Here is a 16,970-nt window from a genome sequence, read left to right on the forward strand (position 1 = left end):
TGCTGTGAACGCCGTGCGTCCGCCGGGGCGGTCACGGCATCTTCACACAATGATCATATTTTTGACAAGATAAGGTCGTATCAACCGACCTAAGGAGGGGTCATGGCCCGCGCCTCACACGGATCGCTGGTGGATGCCATCGGCATGCGGGTCGTCGACGGCGACCTCCCCGCCGGTCACGTGCTGACCCTCGCCGCCCTCGAAGAGGAGTACGCCGTCTCGCGGACCGTCGTACGCGAGGCCGTGCGCGTGCTCGAGGCCATGGGCATGCTCGAGCAGCGCCGCCGCGTCGGGATCACCGTGCGCCCGGCCGCCCACTGGAGCGCCCTGGACACCCGGCTGATCGGCTGGCAGCTGGCTGGGCGTCGCCGCGACCAGCTGATCGTCAACACGACCGAGCTTCGGGCCGCGATCGAGCCCGTGGCCGCGCGCCTCAGCGCCCGCCGCGCGACCGACCTGCAGCGCGGCGAGATCCTCCGCCTCGCCGAGGAGCTCGACAGGCTCGGAGCCGCCGGCCTCGGGAACTCCCCCGAGTACCTTGCGGCCGACATCGCCTTCCACGACCTGATCCTGCTCTCCAGCGGCAACCTCATGCTCGCGGCGGCACGAGCCCCCATCGCCGCCGCGATCGAGGGACGCGCGATGCACGGACTGACGCCCGGCATCCCGAACCCCGACGCGCTCGACAACCACGTGGCGACGGCCGCCGCGATCGCCCGGGCCGACGCCGACGCCGCCGAGGAGCACACGCGACGATACGTCGCGGCCGTCCTCAGCGAAGTCCGCCTGACCATCTGACCCCTTCCCCCGACGAAGAGAGAAGCCATGACCGTCCCTGTCCCCGTCCTCGTGTTCATGGGCCCCGCCGGCACCGGCAAGTCCACCGTCGCCGGCATGCTCGCCGGTCGCCTCGGGTGGGACTTCCAAGAGGGCGACGACCTGCACCCCGCCGAGAACGTCGCGAAGATGGCCTCCGGTCACGCGCTGAACGACGACGACCGCTGGCCCTGGCTCGACCGGGTCGCGGGATGGATCGACGAGCAGATCGCCGCCGGGCGGCCCGGGATCGTCACGTGCTCCGCGCTCAAGCGGAGCTACCGCGACGTGCTGCGGCGCGACGACGTGACCTTCGTCCTGCTGATGGGCGACCCGAAGCTCGTGCTCGAGCGCCTGCTGCGCCGACAGGGGCACTACATGCCGCCGTCGCTGCTGACGTCGCAGTTCGAGACGCTGGAGATGCCGGATGCCGACGAGCAGGCGATCCGCGTCGACCTCGACCTGACCCCGGGTGAGCAGGTGCAGGAGGTCGTCGACCGCCTCCAGCTCACGCACACCCCGTCCTGAACCACACGCGGGCCGAGCCGATAAAGTGACGGAGGCGGCCCGCGTGAGCCCGCCCACCCCCTTCGCACCTGAATACGGAGCAACGCATGACGTCGACCACTCCCCCGACCGGCCCCTCGAACGATCAGGACCAGGCCCCGCACCAGGCCGCACAGGTGCACGAGGGCGCCCCCGGCATCGAAGAGGTGGACCGCCCCACCGCCGACGCGGGCTCGCGTCCCGCCGGCGAGGGCGACGGCCGCGCCAACATCGGCGTCGTCGGCCTGGCCGTCATGGGCTCGAACCTCGCCCGCAACCTCGCCAGCCGCGAGGGCAACACGGTCGCGATCTTCAACCGCAGCAAGGACAAGACCGATCACGTGCTCGAGCAGCACCCCGAGGCGAACTTCGTCGCGTCGTTCTCGTACGAGGACTTCGCCGCCTCGCTGTCGAAGCCGCGCACCGCGATCATCATGGTCAAGGCCGGTCGCCCCACCGACTTCGTCATCGACGAGCTCGTCAAGGTCTTCGAACCCGGCGACATCATCGTCGACGGCGGCAACGCGCTGTTCACCGACACCATCCGCCGCGAGAAGGCCGTGCGCGACACGGGCATCAACTTCGTCGGCATGGGCGTCTCGGGCGGCGAAGAGGGAGCCCTGCGCGGCCCCTCGATCATGCCCGGCGGCTCCGACGAGGCCTGGGCCACGCTCGGCCCGATCCTGAAGTCGATCGCCGCGGTCGCCGAGGGCGAGCCGTGCGTCACGCACGTCGGCCACGACGGCGCGGGCCACTTCGTGAAGATGGTGCACAACGGCATCGAGTACGCCGACATGCAGCTCATCGCCGAGGCCTACGACCTCATCCGCCGTGCCACGGGCAAGACCCCCGCCGAGATCGCCGACGTGTTCGCCGAGTGGAACCGCGGCGAGCTGGAGTCGTACCTCATCGAGATCACCGCCGAGGTGCTGCGTCAGACCGACGCCGACACCGGCAAGCCCCTCGTCGACGTCATCCTCGACCAGGCCGGCGCCAAGGGCACCGGAGCGTGGACCGTGCAGACCGCCCTCGATCTGGGCGTGCCGGTCTCGGGCATCGCCGAGGCGACCTTCGCCCGGTCGCTGTCGAGCCACCCCGAGCAGCGCGAGGTCTCGCGCGAGCTCCCCGGCCCCTCGGGCACCGACGTGCTCTCGGGCGAGGATGCCGACGCGTTCATCGAGCAGGTGCGCCTGGCGCTGTACGCCTCGAAGATCGTCGCCTACTCGCAGGGCTTCGACGAGATCCGCGCGGGCGCCGCGCAGTACGACTGGAACATCGACCTCGGCGCGGTGTCGAAGATCTGGCGCGGCGGCTGCATCATCCGCGCGCAGTTCCTCAACCGCATCGCCGAGGCGTACGACGCCGAGGCCGAACTGCCCGTGCTGCTGACCGCCCCGTACTTCGTCGAGGCCCTCGGCCGCGCCCAGGACGCCTGGCGCCACATCGTCTCGCTGTCGGCGGCGAGCGGCATCCCCGCCCCCGCCTTCAGCTCGTCGCTGGCGTACTACGACGGCCTGCGCGCCGAGCGTCTGCCGGCCGCGCTCATCCAGGGCCAGCGCGACTTCTTCGGCGCGCACACCTACCGCCGCATCGACAAGGAGGGCACCTTCCACACCCTCTGGTCGGGCGATCGCACCGAGATCGAGGCGGAAGACACCCACTGACCATCGGTCGGGCGAGGCGGCGGCGGGCACTGCTCGTCGCCGCCTCGTGCGTGTACGCGTTCGCGGTGTGGTGGATGACGCTGCGCCCCTCGATCTACGACGACCGGGTGGGCGGCATCCTGAACAGCGTCCTGCGCGCGCTGGGGTCGTGGCCCGTCACGGCGTGGGTCACCTTCGACGGGGTGGAGTTCGCGGCGAACGTGCTGATGTTCGCCCCGCTGGGGATGCTGGCCGTCGCATGGCGCCGCCCCTGGTGGCAGGGGATCCTGGCGGGGATGGTCGCGAGCGCGTCGATCGAGACGATACAGCTGATGTTCCTGCCGACCCGGGTCGCCGACGTGCGCGACGTGGTCGCGAACACGCTGGGAGCGGCCCTCGGCGTCGCCGTGGCGACGGTGCTCAGCCGCCGGATCGCGCGTTCTCAGGAATCCCATAAGCCGCGCCATAGAAAGCTCATAGATACGAGCGCACAATGAGTTCCATGACCGCGACCGCCGCCGCCCCCGCCTTCACCCGCCCCGACGGGAGCGCGCTGCGCGTGCTCGTCGTCGATGACGAGCAGATGCTCACCGACCTGCTGTCGATGGCCCTGCGCATGGAGGGCTGGGAGGTGAAGACCGCCGGCTCCGGGTTCGACGCGCTCTCAGCCGCCCGCGACTTCGAACCGGATGCCATGGTGCTCGACATCATGATGCCCGACCTCGACGGAATGGCCGTGCTGCAGCGCCTGCGTCACTCGGGCAACGACGTGCCCGTGCTCTTCCTCACGGCCAAGGACGCCGTGGCCGACCGCGTCGCCGGCCTCACCGCGGGCGGCGACGACTACGTCACCAAGCCCTTCAGCCTCGAAGAGGTCGTGGCGCGCCTGCGCGGCCTGATGCGTCGGGCGGGCACCGCCCTCACCCGCGACTCCGAGCCGATCCTGCGCGTGGGCGACCTGTCGCTCAACGAGGACAGCCACGAGGTCGTGCGCGGCGGCAAAGAGATCGAGCTGACCGCGACGGAGTTCGAGCTGCTGCGCTTCCTCATGCGCAACCAGCGCCGCGTCGTGTCGAAGGCGCAGATCCTCGACCGCGTCTGGAACTACGACTTCGGCGGCCGCTCCAGCGTCGTCGAGCTGTACATCTCGTACCTGCGCAAGAAGATCGACGCCGGCAACGAACCGCTCATCCACACCGTCCGCGGCGTCGGCTACATGATCAAAGCCCCCCAGTGACCCTGCCCCCGCGGCCGGCCCCGCCGGTCCCCCCTGCCGCGCCCGCCCCCGCCGCCGAGACCCGATTGCAGCGTCTGCGGCGCCGGCCCTGGACGCTGCAGGCGCGCCTGATGACGGCGGTCATCGGAATGGTGGCGTTCATCCTCGTGATGATCGGCATCTCCACCAGCGCGATCCTCAGCCAGATCCTGTACTACAACCTCGACGCCTCGGTGACGGATGCCGCGTCGGCGGTGCAGTCGCGGATCGCCTTCCAGAACACCGCCGAAGACGTGCTCGAGTCGGGCCCCCGCGAGCCGGGCACCCTGCTGGTGATGAACTCGCGCTCGACGATCACGGGCGCGGTCGTCGCCGACGGGCAGACGCGCGCGCTCACGGCCGACGACCTGAGCGGGATCGCCGACTCCCTGCAGTCGGCGGACCCGGCCACTCAGACGGTCGATCTCCCAAACCTCGGCGAGTACCTGGTGCGCTCCTACCGCACGCCCGGCGGCGACGGGGTGTTCCTCGTGGGACTGCCCCTGTCGACGGTGACCGGCTACATCGGGTCGATCCTGACCACCGTGGCTCTCGTCACGGCCGGCGGCCTGCTGCTGCTCGCCGTCGTCATCGCCATCGTCATCCGTCTCGGTCTGCGGCCCCTCCGCGCGGTCGCCGAGACCGCCACGCGCGTCGCCTCGCTGCGCATGGACCAGGGCGACGTCTCGATCACCGAGCGCGTCCCCGCCGAGCAGGTCGACGACCACACCGAGATCGGACAGGTCGGCCTCGCCCTGAACACCCTCCTCGACCGCGTCGACGCCTCGCTCACCGCCCGCCAGCGCAACGAGGAGCTCATGCGCCGATTCGTGGCGGATGCCAGTCACGAGCTGCGCACGCCCCTGGCATCCATCCGCGGGTTCAGCGAGCTGTCGCTGCGCGCCATGCGGCAGGCCCAGGACGACGAGAGCCGCCAGCGCACCGCCCTCGCGGTCGAGACGACGGAGCAGTCGCTCGAGCGGATCCAGGCGCAGTCGCTGCGCATGACCACGCTCGTCGAAGACCTGCTGCTGCTCGCCCGGCTCGACGAGGGGCAGGAGCTCGTCTACGGCTCGGTCGACCTCACGCAGCTCGCCGTCGAAGCCGTGGGAGACGCTCGCCCGGCCGGCCCCGACCACTCGTGGGGCATCGACGTCCCCGACGAGCCCGTCGAACTCGCCGGCGACGCCTCACGACTGCACCAGGTGATCGCGAACCTGCTCGCCAACGCCCGCACCCACACCCCCGCCGGCAGCACCGTGACCGTCTCGGTCGCGCACGAGGGCTCGGAAGCGGTGCTGCGCGTGCACGACGACGGTCCCGGCATCGACCCCTCCGTGGCCTCGCAGCTGTTCGAGCGCTTCGCGCGCGCCGACCGCTCGCGCGACCGCAAGACCGGCGGCACGGGCCTGGGGCTCTCGATCGCCCGCGCGATCGTCGACGCGCACAACGGAACGATCACCGTGCGCAGCTCCCCCGGCGACACGACCTTCGAGGTGCGCCTGCCGGCGAAGCCCGCCGACCCGGTGTGACGCGTCAGGCGCAGCGCGCGCGCAGCGCGTCGCGCGCGCGTTCGAGGTCGCTCGGGACGCTGCCCGGCGGGGCGACGACGTCGGGCTCGAGGGGGCCGTCGTACACGCGGCCCGTGCGGTCGACATCGTACGAGGTGGTCAGCACCAGCCAGGCCCCGTCGCTGAGCTCGCGGATCTCGTTCCCCGTGGTCAGCCCGGCGGTCGGAGCCCCCACCCGCACGGTGTCGGCCTGGCCGGCGAAGGCGATCGCGACGATCTCGGCGGCGCTCGCGGTGGCCGTCGACGTCAGCAGGGCGACGGGAGCGTCGATCGTGAAGCCGCCCGGCGTCTCGGTGCCCGGCCCTCCGGGCGTGGCCACGACACCGCCGCCCTCGATCCGCGCCCACGCCGTCTCACCCTCTCGCGAACGCAGACCCACGACGTCGCCGTCGTCGAGGAGCGGGGCCGCGACGGCGAGCATGGGCCAGGCGTTGCCCCCGCCGTTCGTGCGCAGGTCGACGATCCACCCGCAGGTGGTGGCCTCGCTCGCCCGCCTCATCGCCGACAGCCCCGCGGACCGATAGCGTTCCACGGCCTCGACGGACTGGCCTCGGAACGACGGAAGGGTGACGGTCGAGATCCCGTCGAAGGTCGACACCGACGGCACCGGGAACGTCGCCCCCGGCTGATCCACCGATTGCCACGCAACGACCTCCGCAGGGGTGAGGAAGAACGAATGGATGCCGCCCGCCGCCACCGCGAGATCTGCGAGGCCGGCATGCGTGTCGTCGATCGTCTCGCGGGCCGTCAGCTCGGCCGAGGCCACCGCGACGGCATCCTCGAACTCGGGGGTGTCGCCGTGGAGGCCGTCGCGCATCTCGATGATCGCGCGGTCGACGTAGGCGGCGACGTCGTCGTCGGGTGACGAGACGCATCCGCCGAGCACCACCGCCGCGAGTGCGGGGATCGCCGCGACGACGAGTCGACGGCGGGCGCGCGTCGCGGTTCGGGCAGGGTCAGCGGCGCGGGGATCCATCCCCCCACTCTCGTCGACCCCGTCCCGCACCGCCACCCGCGGGTCAGTACCCCGCGAAGGCGTCGGTCGTCAGCGACTTCGCCTTCGCGAGCGCCGGCGACAGCGCCGAGATCAGCCGCGGCGGACCCGAGACGTAGGCCGCGCGCTCGGCAAGGTCGGGGACGACGCGGACGAGCGCCTCGGCATCCACCCGCTCCGGCCCCGCCCACGTCCAGCCCGACGGGAGGTCTCGCGGCTCGTCGCGCGAGAAGACGACGACCGGGATGCCACTGGCGGCGATGTCGTCGCGGAAGGCGAGTTCCGCCGCCTCCGAGACGACGTACACCAGCACCGCGTCGCGCTCCTGGCCGGAGGCGACGAGGTGGCGCAGCTGCGCGACGAACGGGGTCACGCCGATACCGGCGGCCACCAGGAGCACCGGCGTGGTCGGACGCGCGGGCAGCACGAAGTCCCCCCACACCCCCGTGACCGCGAGAGTCGAGCCCTCTTCGACGGCGGCGAGGGCGCGCTTGTAGGACGACTGCGACCCGTCCTTATAGGCGATGCGCACCTCGGGCAGGTCTTCGGGGGCCGAGGCGATCGAGAATTCGCGCCGCGTGCCGCGGCGGTCGGGGCGGCGATGCGGCACGTCGAGCTCGAGGTACTGGCCGGGCGCGAACGAGAAGGGACGCGCCGCGTGGAACGTGAGTTCGCGCACCGTGGGGGTCAGATCGCGTCGACGCTCGACGCGCAGACGCACCGCCTGACGCAGGCAGAACAGGAACGCCACGAGGTTGCCCACCAGCAGGGCGCGCTCCTGGCCGAGCGTGATGTCGCCGACCGGCAGGGGCCAGCCGGCCAGGATGCCGACGACCACGGCCACGACGATCTGCTGGGCGCGCCGCGGCGGCAGGGTCAGCGGCTCCGACAGCATGAACGCACCGAGGAAGAGGAAGGGCGACGAGAACGCCACCTGCAGCAGCACCGCCGGCACGTCGACCGGGAAGCCGGCCGACGTGAACTGGATCGTCGTGCGTGTGAACGCGACCGCCATCGCCACGATCCAGAACGTCGCGACGATCGGGAGTTTGTCGGTACGCAGGAGCAGCAGGACGCCCAGCACGATCACCGGGGCGGCCAGCCACGGGGAACCCACCCACCACGCCGAAGACCCCAGGTCGGGAGCCCAGATGCTCACGATCGTCAGCACGCTCGCGCCGGTCGCGGCGGGATTCAAGAGGTGGCGCCCGCGCCACGCGAGCAGGTACTTCGATCCGGATGCCACCACCCCGGCCAGGGCGAGACCGGCCAGCCCGAGCGGCTCGACGGTGGGGCGCAGGACGAACAGCAGGATCGCGGCCGTGATGAGCGAGGACTCGAGGCGACGCGGGGAGCGGAGCAGGCCCTGCGCGACGAGATCGGTCACCGCGCACACGGCGACCAGCACGACGGCGCTCACGACCAGTTCGAGCGGGTCGGGCACGACCAGCCCCGCGAACGAGAGCACGAGGGCGATGACGGCGAGCAGCCCCAGCGACGACAGGATCAAGCGGTACATCGAGACGCGGCCGATCACGCCGAGCACGCGGGTCGAACCGGCGGTGAGCGTGGTGCTCATGACAGGGATCCCTTCCGAGGGGTGAAGAGGGTCAGGAGAAGATCTCGCCCGGGAAACCGGGCGACCATTCGACGCGCCCGTCGGTGCTCATGCGCACCCAGGGCGCGTTCCAGGATGCCGCGAGCTCGGGCCCTCCGTCGAAGAACAGCGCCGTGGCGAGGGCGTCGGCGCGCATCGCGGTGTCGGCGAGCGCCCAGGTCGCCGCGTACGCGCGCACGGGGACACCGGTGCGGGCGTCGAGGACGTGGTGCAGCCCGTCGCCCCAGGCTCGCCGGTTGATCGCCGAGGCGCACAACGCCGCGTTCTCGACCGTGACCACGCCGATCGCGCGCGTGGGGTCGTAGGGGTGCTCGAGACCGATCCGCACGGCCGCCCCGCGCACCGCGAGGTCTCCCGAGGCGTCGACGACGAGGTCGCCGTCGACGTGAGGGGCCAGGGCCGCGAGCACGAGGTCGACGAGCCGCCCCTTGCCCACCGCGCCGACGTCCACGGTCGCCGGGCGGGCGAGCGCGAGCTCTCCGTCCGACCACGACAGCACGTCGCGCCACGCGGCGGCCGGGCGGGCGTCCCCCCGGGGCGCGAGGGTGAGGCGGGCGTCGTACCCGAGCCGGGCGAGGGAGTCTCCGACGAGGGGGTTCACCGCACCGGCGGTCGCCCGGTCGAGCTCGTCGTACAGCGAGAACATCGCATCCGCATCCGCATCCGCATCCGTCTCGACGGGCAGGGCGACGGATGCCGCGCGCCCCTCCGCGAGGGCGGTCACGAGCGAGTCGTCGCGGAAGCGCGACCACGCGTGATCGAAGCGCTCGATCACGGCGGAGACCGCGTCGCGGGCGACCGACGGCAGCGGTGCGGCCGAATCGATCGCCCACGACGTGCCGATCGCGTCGAAGGTCCAGGTGGATCCCGTCGCGGTCGGAGTGCTCATGTCGGTCAGGCCTTCGCCTCGGTCTTGATGGTGTCGACGGCCTTGGTGAAGCCGCCGCTCGTCAGCGACGATCCCGCGACCTTGCTCACCGAGATCTCGTCGAGCTTCTTGCCCACGACCTCGTCTTGGATGCCGCCGATGAATTCGCTCTGATAGCGCTTCGACTCGGCCGCCTGCGGGTCGCCGGTCACCTCGACCGCCGTGACGGTGTCGCCGGCGATCGTGAGGGTCACGTCGATCGTCTCGACGCTCTCGGGGGTGGAGTACTGCCCCGTCGCCTCGTAGGTGCCGTCCGTGTAGGTGCCGGAGGCGGAGCTGGTGGAGTCCGCGGCACTCGCGCTCGGGGCCGACGACGCGGTGGGGGCGGTCGTCGTCTCGGCCGGGGCGGGAGCGGCGGCGTCCGACGCGCCCGTCGAGCACCCGGCGAGGGTGACGATGCCGGCGACGCCCAGCAGGGCGGTGCCGACGCGGACGGGACGGGGTACGGCTGTGGTGCGGATCATGAGGGTCCTCCTTCGGTCGTGCCTCGCGGCGCGTTCGTGCTCACGGTAGGGACACGACCTTCACCGCTCCCCGGTTCATTGTTTTGTGCGGGCTATGAGCGTGGGCGGGCCGTCCCCCTTCCGTCCTGCGAAGATCCCACCCGACACGCCGGGCCGCGGCATCCGGAGACGGCGTGTCGCCGGCGGACTCGGCACGACGGCACGTGCGGAGCGCGCCGGCTTTCGCCCGCGCCCGGCCGGAGAACGGGCGCAGCCGCCTCCCGAGGGGAGACGGCTGCGCCACAGAAGGGGAGATACGCGCTTACGCGTCGCCGCCGAACATGCTCGTGACCGAGCCGTCCTCGAAGACCTCGTGGATCGCGCGCGCGAGCAGCGGCGCGATCGGGAGGATCTCGAGCCGCTCGAAACGGCGCTCCTCGGGGATCGGAACCGTGTCGGTCACGACGACCTGGTCGATCGCGGCATCCTGCAGACGCTCGGTCGCGGGGTCGCTGAAGATCGCGTGGGTCGCGGCGACGATGACCTTGCGGGCGCCGGAAGCCTTGAGGGCCTGCGCGGCCTTCTGGATCGTTCCGCCGGTGTCGATCATGTCGTCGACGAGGAGGCAGGTGCGGCCCTTCACGTCACCGACGATCTCGTGCACCGAGACCTGGTTCGCGACCTTCGGGTCGCGGCGCTTGTGGATGATCGCGAGCGGCGCGCCGAGGCTGTCGGACCAGGTGTCGGCGACGCGCACGCGGCCCATGTCGGGAGAGACGACGGTCAGGGTCTCGCGGTCTTCACCGGTCAGGCCCTGCTCGAAGTGCTCGAGCAGCACGGGCTTGGCGAAGAGGTGGTCGACGGGGCCGTCGAAGAAGCCCTGGATCTGCGCGGCGTGCAGGTCGACGCTCATGATGCGGTCGGCGCCCGCGGTCTTGAGCAGGTCGGCGACGAGGCGCGCGCTGATCGGCTCGCGACCGCGGCCCTTCTTGTCCTGACGCGAGTACGGGAAGTACGGGGCGACGACCGTGATGCGCTTGGCCGAGGCGCGCTTGAGGGCGTCGAGCATGATGAGCAGCTCCATGAGCCACTCGTTCACGGGCGGGCCGAAGGACTGCACGACGAACACGTCGCATCCGCGGATCGACACCTCGAAACGGGTGTAGATCTCGCCCGAGGCGAAGGTGCGGTGCTCGGTGGGGGCAAGCTCCGTCCCCAGGTGCTGGGCGACCTGCGCGGCCAGTTCGGGGTGCGAGCGGCCCGAGGCGACGACGAGCCGCTTCTTGGTCTTGGCGACGAGTCCGGGGGCGATCCCGTTGTCGCGGTCGAGGTCTACACGATTCTTCTTACGAGCCATCGGCCGCTTCCTGTTCAGCCCGAGCCCGCGCGGCCACGTCGGCCGCCGCGGTGCCCGGTCGGTTCTTCTCGACCCACCCCTCGATGTTGCGCTGGGGGGACACGCTGAGCGCCAGAGCACCGGCCGGAACGTCCTTGCGGATCACCGCCCCGGCACCCGTCTTGGCACCGGCTCCAATCGTAACCGGCGCCACGAAGACGTTGTGCGATCCGCTGTGCACTTCGTCGCCGATCACCGTCCGGTGCTTGGCGATGTCGTCGTAGTTCGCGGTGATCGCGCCGGCGCCGAGGTTGACCCCGCGCCCGATCTCGGTGTCGCCGATGTACGACAGGTGCGGGACCTTGCTGCCCTCGCCGATCGAGGAGTTCTTCACCTCGACGAAGGTGCCGACCTTTCCGTTGACGCCGACCCGCGCGTTCGCACGGAGGTAGGCGAACGGGCCCACCGTCGCGCCGGCCTCGACGACCGCGAGCGTGCCGTCGGTGCGGGTGACGGTGGCGTCCTCGCCGATCTCGCAGTCCACGAGGCTGGTGTCGGGACCGATGGTCGCGCCCGCGGCGATGACCGTGGCCCCGCGCACGTGCGTGTTCGGCAGGATCGTCACGTCGGGGGCGAGCGTCGCGGTCACGTCGATCCAGGTCGTCGCCGGGTCGACGACCGTGACGCCCTCGAGCTGCCACCGCCGCACGGTGCGGGCGTTCAGCGTGCGTCCGGCCTCGGACAGCTGCACGCGGTCGTTCACGCCGAGCGCCGCCGCGGCGTCGGAGGTGACGGATGCCGCGACCCCGAGCTGCGCGTCGCGCAGGAGGCCGATCACGTCGGTGAGGTACTTCTCGCCCTGCGCGTTGGCCGTGCCGACGAGGGCGAGCTGAGCGCGCAGCGGCGCCGCCTGGAAGACGTAGACGCCGACGTTGATCTCGGTGACCGCGGCCTCGTCGGCCGTGGCATCCTTCTGCTCCACGATGCGGCGCACCCCGTCGGTCTCGTCGCGCAGGATGCGGCCATAGCCGAAGGGCTGGTCGACGCGGGCGCTGAGCAGGGTGACCGCCGTTCCGCCGGTGCGGTGCGTGGCGAGAAGCTCGGTCAGGGTGCCGGTCTCGAGCAGCGGCACGTCGGCGCTGAGCACGAGCACGTCGCCCTCGAACCCGTCGAGCGCGTCGAGGGCGGCCTCGACCGCGCGCCCCGTGCCCGGGACCTCGTCCTGGTCGACCACGACGACGCCGGGAGCGAGCTCCGCGACCGTCTCGGCGACGAGCTCGCGCTCGTGCCGGACGACCACGACGATGCGCGCCGGATCGAGGGATGCCGCGGTGTCGAGCACGTGCCCGACGAGCGGTCGACCGCCCACCGGGTGCAGCACCTTGGGGAGACGCGACCGCATGCGGGTGCCCTGACCCGCAGCGAGGACGACGACGGCCAACTCGGTCGGTGATGTCATGCTCCGCCGCCAGGATTCGAACCTGGACCTAACAGCTCCAAAGGCTGTCGTGCTGCCGTTACACCACGGCGGACCGTGCCCGCGGGCACCGGTCAAGTCTGCCAGACACCGCCCCCTCGCGACGGTCCGCGCGGCGGCGAAGGCCATAATGAGACCGTGAGCCGGGACAGCGACGAGGTCGACCGCATCGTCGACGCGTGGATGCGGCAGCGACCCGACCTCGACTTCTCGCCGCTCGAGGTGCTCTCGCGCGTCGCCCGCCTCTCGCGCCACCTCGACATCGCGCGCAAGGAGGCCTTCCGACGCAGCGACATCGAGTCGTGGGAGTGGGACGTGCTGTCGGCGCTGCGACGCGCCGGCGAGCCGTACCAGCTGAGCCCCAAGCAGCTGCTGCAGCAGACCCTCGTCTCGAGCGGAACGATGACCAACCGCATCGACCGGCTCGTCGCCCGACGTTTCGTGCGCCGCGAAGCGGACCCCGGTGACGGACGCAGCATCCTGGTGACCCTCACCGACGACGGACGCGTGCGGGTGGATGCCGCGATCACCCGCCTCGTCGACGCCGAGGCCCTGCTGCTGGACGGCCTCGCCAAGAGCGACCGCGAGCGCCTGGCGACCCTGCTGCGCAAGCTCAGCCTCGGGTTCGACGCGTGAGCGCGTCGGCCACGACCCCGTCGCGGTGGGCGCGCGTGCGCGCCTGGTTCGACGTGCGTTTCCGCTCCCCCGCCGCGATCTACGGCCTGATCGTGTTCGCGGCCTTCGTCACCATCGCCGACGACCACGCCGAATCGGTGTGGGAGGTGCTGCTGAGCGCGTCGACCTCGCTCATCGTCTTCTTCATCGCGCACGTGTTCGCGCACACCCTCACCGAGCACGCCGACCACGGCCTGCGCCACGCCACCCGCGAGGGCATGCGTCACGGGGCCGGGATGCTCTACGCGTCGGTGCCGTCGGTGCTGGTGCTCGTGTGGGCGGGTCTGACCGGCGTCTCGATCGACGACGCCGCCGACCTGTCGATGTGGTCGACCTTCATCGTCCTCGGCCTGCTCGGCTACAGCGCGTACCGTCGCCGTGGTGCGCGCCTGCCCGTGCGGTTGCTCGGCGCGTTCGCGACCGCGTGCCTGGGCGTGTTCATCGCCGTCCTCGAGTACGCGATCCACTGACCGCCCGCGGCGACCGCGCGCGGCCCGGGATCGCGCCGACGTCTCCCGCGAGGCGGCGTCAGCCGATCGCCTCGGTGAGTTCGAACCAGCGCCCTTCGAGCTCGTCGCGCTCGGCCTCCATCGCGCCGATGCGTTCCATCTCCTTGCCGAGACCGACGTAGTCGGCCTGATCGTGGTCGGCGAGGGCGGCCTTGGCCCGATCGATCTGCTGCTGCAGCTTCTCGATCTTGCGCTCGGCGGCCGAGGCCTCCTTCTGCGCGGCGCGGAGATTGGCCCCCTGCAGGCCCGCGGGGGCCGTCGGAGCACCGGATGCCGCGGGGCGGGAGGGCTCGGCATCCTGGAGCGCCCGCAGGCGCAGGTACTCGTCGACTCCCCCGGGGAGGTGGCGGAGCTTCGTGTCGAGGATCGCGTACTGCTGGTCGGTGACGCGCTCGAGGAAGTACCGGTCGTGCGAGACGACGATGAGGGTGCCCGACCACGAGTCGAGCAGGTCTTCCATCGCCGCGAGCATGTCGGTGTCGAGGTCGTTGGTCGGCTCGTCGAGGATGAGCACGTTGGGCTGGTCGAGGATGACGAGCAGCAGCTGCAAGCGGCGCTTCTGCCCACCGGAGAGATCCTTGACCGGGGTGGAGAGCTGGGCGCTCGAGAAGCCGAGACGCTCCAGCAGCTGCCCGGGAGTCAGTTCCTGCGCCTTCGATCCGGTTCCGAAGGCATAGGTGGTGCGGAGGTTAGAGATCACCACGCGCACCGGGTCGTTCAGGTGCTGGTCGAGTTCGTCCAAACGCTGGCTCAGCGTGGCCACCTTGACGGTCTTCCCGCGCTTGACCCGCCCGGACGTGGGCTCGAGCGACCCGGTCACGAGGTTCAGCAGCGTCGACTTGCCCGCGCCGTTGACACCCAGGATGCCGGTGCGCTCCCCCGGCGCGATGCGCCACTCGACGTCTTTCAGCACCGTCTTGTCGCCGAACGCGACGCCCGCGTCGAGCAGATCGACCACGTCTTTGCCGAGGCGCGCGACCGCGAGGGACTGCAGGGCGACCTTGTCGCGGATCTCGGGCACGTCGGCGATGAGTTCGTTGGCCGCGTCGATGCGGAACTTCGGCTTCGACGTGCGCGCCGGGGCTCCGCGGCGAAGCCACGCGAGCTCTTTGCGGGCGAGGTTCTGTCGGCGCTGTTCGATGGATGCCGCCTGACGGTCGCGCTCGACACGCTGCAGGATGTACGCCGCGTACCCGCCCTCGAAGGGTTCGACGATGCGGTCGTGCACCTCCCAGGTGGCGGTGCAGATCTCGTCGAGGAACCACCGGTCGTGCGTGACGACCAGCAGCCCGCCCGCGGACGGCGCCCACCGCTTCTTGAGGTGTCCGGCGAGCCACGTGATGGCCTCGACGTCGAGGTGGTTGGTCGGCTCGTCGAGGAACAGCACGTCCCAGTCGCCCGACAGCAGCTTCGCCAGCGCGACGCGGCGGCGCTGGCCGCCCGACAGGTCTCCGAGGCGCGCGTCCCAGGGCAGGTCGCCGAGGAGCCCCGCGATCACGTCGCGCGTGCGGGCGTCGCCCGCCCACTCGTGCTCGGGCCGGTCACCGACCACCGCGTGGCCGATCGTGTCGTCGTCGTCGAGGGTGTCCTGCTGGTCGAGCACCCCCACGGTCACCCCGCCGCGCACCGTCACGCGCCCGCCGTCGGGCTCGCGGATGCCGGCGAGCATGCCGAGCAGGCTCGACTTGCCGTCGCCGTTGCGGCCGACGATGCCGATGCGATCGCCCTCGTTCACGCCGAGCGAGACGGAGTCGAAGACGACCTTGGTCGGGTATTCCAGGTGCAGGGCTTCGCCCCCGAGCAGATGTGCCATATCCGTCCCAGGCTACGCGGTCAGCGGGCCCGGCCGAGCGCCGCGGTCGCGGCATCCGCTCCCCCGTCCGCAGTGCGGCGGGCGCGAGCGCGGTGCGGGGCGGGGGGGCTCGGTGGCGGAGCTGCGCGGGGCGGGGCTCGGCGGAGCAGGACGGGGCGGGGCGGGGCTCGGCGCAGCCGGGGCGGGGCGGGGCGGGGCGGAGCAGTCAGCCCGCGAAACAGCATCGCCCCGACAACTCGGTTGCAGAATGCCGCCGAAATGTCAGCAGAACGCCGTCTCGCGCACGTCGGGCGCTACCGCCGCAACCACGACGGGACCGCCCGGCGAACCGGACGGCACTCCGCCGCAACCACGACGGGGCCGCCCGGCGAACCGGACGGCCCCGTGGCGGGTGGAGGGGCTCAGAAGCCGTTGGCGGCGAGCCACTCCTTGGCGATGTCGGGCGTCGACTCCTGGTCGACGGTCGACTTCACGTTCAGCTCGACGAGGCCCTCGGGGGTCAGCGCCGCGCTGACCTTGTTCAGCACGTCGGACACGTCGGACGCGATGCTCGAGTTGACCACCGGCACGACGTTCGACGCGAGGAACAGGCCCTTCGGGTCGGTCAGCGTGACGAGGTTGTCGGTCTGGATGCGCGGGTCGGCGGTGTAGACGTTGGCGACCTGAATGGTGCCGGCCACGAGGTCGTCGACCGTGGTCTCACCGGTGGGCGAGAACTGCACGTTCACGCCGTAGGTGGACTGCAGTCCGGTGGGGCCGTAGGGGCGCTCGGCGAGCTCGGCGTTGCCGCCGAGGGTCAGACCCGAGGTGACCTTGGACAGGTCGGCGATGCTCGTGAGGCCGTTCGCGTCGGCGAAGGCCTTCGTCACGGTGTACGAGTCCTGGTCGGTCGCCTCGGACTGGTCGAGGACCTCGAGGCCCTCGGGCAGTGCCGCGGGCAGTGCCGCGTAGACGTCGTCCGCGGTGCGGGCGGTCGTCTCGGCGTCGAAGAACTGCAGGAGGTTGCCCGTGTACTCGGGGAACACCGAGACGGTGCCGTCCTCGAGCAGCGGGATGTACGCGTCGCGCTGACCGATCTGGAACTGGCGGGTCACCGTCTTGCCGGCGCCCTCGAGGGCCTGCGCGTAGATCTCGGCGATGATCTCGTTCGAGTAGTAGGCCTGCGAGCCGACGACGATGGTGTCGGACGACGCCGACGCGTCTCCGCCGCCGTTGCTCAGCGGGTCGCTGGAGCCGCCGCTGCAGCCGGCGAGGGCGACGGAGGCGACAGCGAGGCCGGCGAAGACGCCGAGGCCCTTCCGGGTTCGTGCTGTGAACATGGGTGCTCTCTTTTCTGGTGATGCGGG

The 16,970-nt window shown here is 71.4% G+C and carries 16 protein-coding genes and 1 tRNA gene; 8 read left to right on the forward strand and 9 right to left on the reverse strand.

Features of this window, described 5'->3' with window-relative positions; translation table 11 throughout:
* The first annotated feature begins 102 nt into the window (after positions 1-102).
* The 6 genes from FB047_RS06940 to FB047_RS06965 all read left to right on the forward strand — a co-directional run bounded on the left by FB047_RS06940 (position 103) and on the right by FB047_RS06965 (position 5,792).
* Positions 103-798: a FadR/GntR family transcriptional regulator gene (locus FB047_RS06940; protein WP_136586489.1), complete on the forward strand. Its 696-nt coding sequence runs from the start codon at positions 103-105 to the stop codon at positions 796-798.
* A gap of 27 nt (positions 799-825) precedes the next feature.
* Entirely contained in the window at positions 826-1,344 is a 519-nt protein-coding gene (locus FB047_RS06945) for a gluconokinase (protein WP_136586490.1), read from the forward strand.
* Between the two features lie 86 nt (positions 1,345-1,430).
* A complete protein-coding gene (gndA, locus tag FB047_RS06950; protein WP_136586491.1) occupies positions 1,431-3,026 on the forward strand; it encodes an NADP-dependent phosphogluconate dehydrogenase in 1,596 nt (531 codons plus the stop codon).
* Between the two features lie 50 nt (positions 3,027-3,076).
* Positions 3,077-3,502 (forward strand): VanZ family protein, encoded by a 426-nt coding sequence (locus FB047_RS06955; RefSeq protein WP_276606272.1) that lies wholly within the window; start codon positions 3,077-3,079, stop codon positions 3,500-3,502.
* Between the two features lie 5 nt (positions 3,503-3,507).
* Positions 3,508-4,242 (forward strand): response regulator transcription factor, encoded by a 735-nt coding sequence (locus tag FB047_RS06960; RefSeq protein ID WP_136586493.1) that lies wholly within the window; start codon positions 3,508-3,510, stop codon positions 4,240-4,242.
* A gap of 110 nt (positions 4,243-4,352) precedes the next feature.
* Positions 4,353-5,792 carry a sensor histidine kinase gene (locus FB047_RS06965; protein WP_136586860.1) on the forward strand — a complete coding sequence of 480 codons (1,440 nt, stop codon included), beginning with the start codon at positions 4,353-4,355 and terminating at the stop codon, positions 5,790-5,792.
* 4 nt (positions 5,793-5,796) lie between these two features.
* Here the strand turns inward: FB047_RS06965 and FB047_RS06970 are convergent, their stop codons facing one another.
* The 7 genes from FB047_RS06970 to FB047_RS07000 all read right to left on the reverse strand — a co-directional run bounded on the left by FB047_RS06970 (position 5,797) and on the right by FB047_RS07000 (position 12,682).
* Positions 5,797-6,807 (reverse strand): S41 family peptidase, encoded by a 1,011-nt coding sequence (locus FB047_RS06970; RefSeq protein ID WP_136586494.1) that lies wholly within the window; start codon positions 6,805-6,807, stop codon positions 5,797-5,799.
* A gap of 43 nt (positions 6,808-6,850) precedes the next feature.
* Complete coding sequence (locus FB047_RS06975) at positions 6,851-8,404, reverse strand: FAD-dependent oxidoreductase (RefSeq protein WP_136586495.1); 1,554 nt, start codon at positions 8,402-8,404, stop codon at positions 6,851-6,853.
* Positions 8,405-8,435: 31 nt separating this feature from the next.
* Entirely contained in the window at positions 8,436-9,332 is an 897-nt protein-coding gene (locus FB047_RS06980; RefSeq protein ID WP_136586496.1) for an FAD:protein FMN transferase, read from the reverse strand.
* 5 nt (positions 9,333-9,337) lie between these two features.
* The gene (locus tag FB047_RS06985) at positions 9,338-9,835 is read right to left on the reverse strand and encodes an FMN-binding protein (RefSeq protein WP_136586497.1); all 498 of its coding nucleotides are present in this window, start codon (positions 9,833-9,835) and stop codon (positions 9,338-9,340) included.
* Between the two features lie 301 nt (positions 9,836-10,136).
* Positions 10,137-11,171 (reverse strand): ribose-phosphate diphosphokinase, encoded by a 1,035-nt coding sequence (locus FB047_RS06990; protein ID WP_058624431.1) that lies wholly within the window; start codon positions 11,169-11,171, stop codon positions 10,137-10,139.
* On the reverse strand, positions 11,161-12,609 hold the full coding sequence (gene glmU, locus FB047_RS06995) for a bifunctional UDP-N-acetylglucosamine diphosphorylase/glucosamine-1-phosphate N-acetyltransferase GlmU (RefSeq protein ID WP_136586498.1): 1,449 nt from the start codon (positions 12,607-12,609) through the stop codon (positions 11,161-11,163). The genes FB047_RS06990 and glmU overlap by 11 nt, the downstream gene beginning before the upstream one ends.
* Position 12,610: 1 nt before the next feature.
* A tRNA-Gln gene (locus FB047_RS07000) sits at positions 12,611-12,682 on the reverse strand.
* A gap of 128 nt (positions 12,683-12,810) precedes the next feature.
* On the opposite strand from FB047_RS07000, the gene FB047_RS07005 reads away from it, so the two are divergent.
* Together FB047_RS07005 and FB047_RS07010 are read left to right on the forward strand one after the other, a co-directional pair.
* Complete coding sequence (locus tag FB047_RS07005; RefSeq protein ID WP_205822837.1) at positions 12,811-13,263, forward strand: MarR family winged helix-turn-helix transcriptional regulator; 453 nt, start codon at positions 12,811-12,813, stop codon at positions 13,261-13,263.
* Positions 13,260-13,772, forward strand: a complete 513-nt coding sequence (locus tag FB047_RS07010) for a hypothetical protein (RefSeq protein WP_136586500.1) — start codon at positions 13,260-13,262, stop codon at positions 13,770-13,772. The genes FB047_RS07005 and FB047_RS07010 overlap by 4 nt, the downstream gene beginning before the upstream one ends.
* A gap of 58 nt (positions 13,773-13,830) precedes the next feature.
* Here FB047_RS07010 and FB047_RS07015 read toward each other — a convergent pair whose 3' ends face one another.
* Positions 13,831-15,624: an ABC-F family ATP-binding cassette domain-containing protein gene (locus FB047_RS07015; RefSeq protein ID WP_136586501.1), complete on the reverse strand. Its 1,794-nt coding sequence runs from the start codon at positions 15,622-15,624 to the stop codon at positions 13,831-13,833.
* Positions 15,625-16,025: 401 nt separating this feature from the next.
* Positions 16,026-16,943, reverse strand: coding sequence for an ABC transporter substrate-binding protein (locus FB047_RS07020; protein WP_136586502.1), 918 nt, complete (start codon positions 16,941-16,943; stop codon positions 16,026-16,028).
* Between the last annotated feature and the right edge of the window lie 27 nt (positions 16,944-16,970).

Origin of the sequence: Microbacterium hydrothermale (genome assembly GCF_004854025.1) — a bacterium.
GTDB classification, from domain to species: Bacteria; Actinomycetota; Actinomycetes; order Actinomycetales; family Microbacteriaceae; genus Microbacterium; species Microbacterium hydrothermale.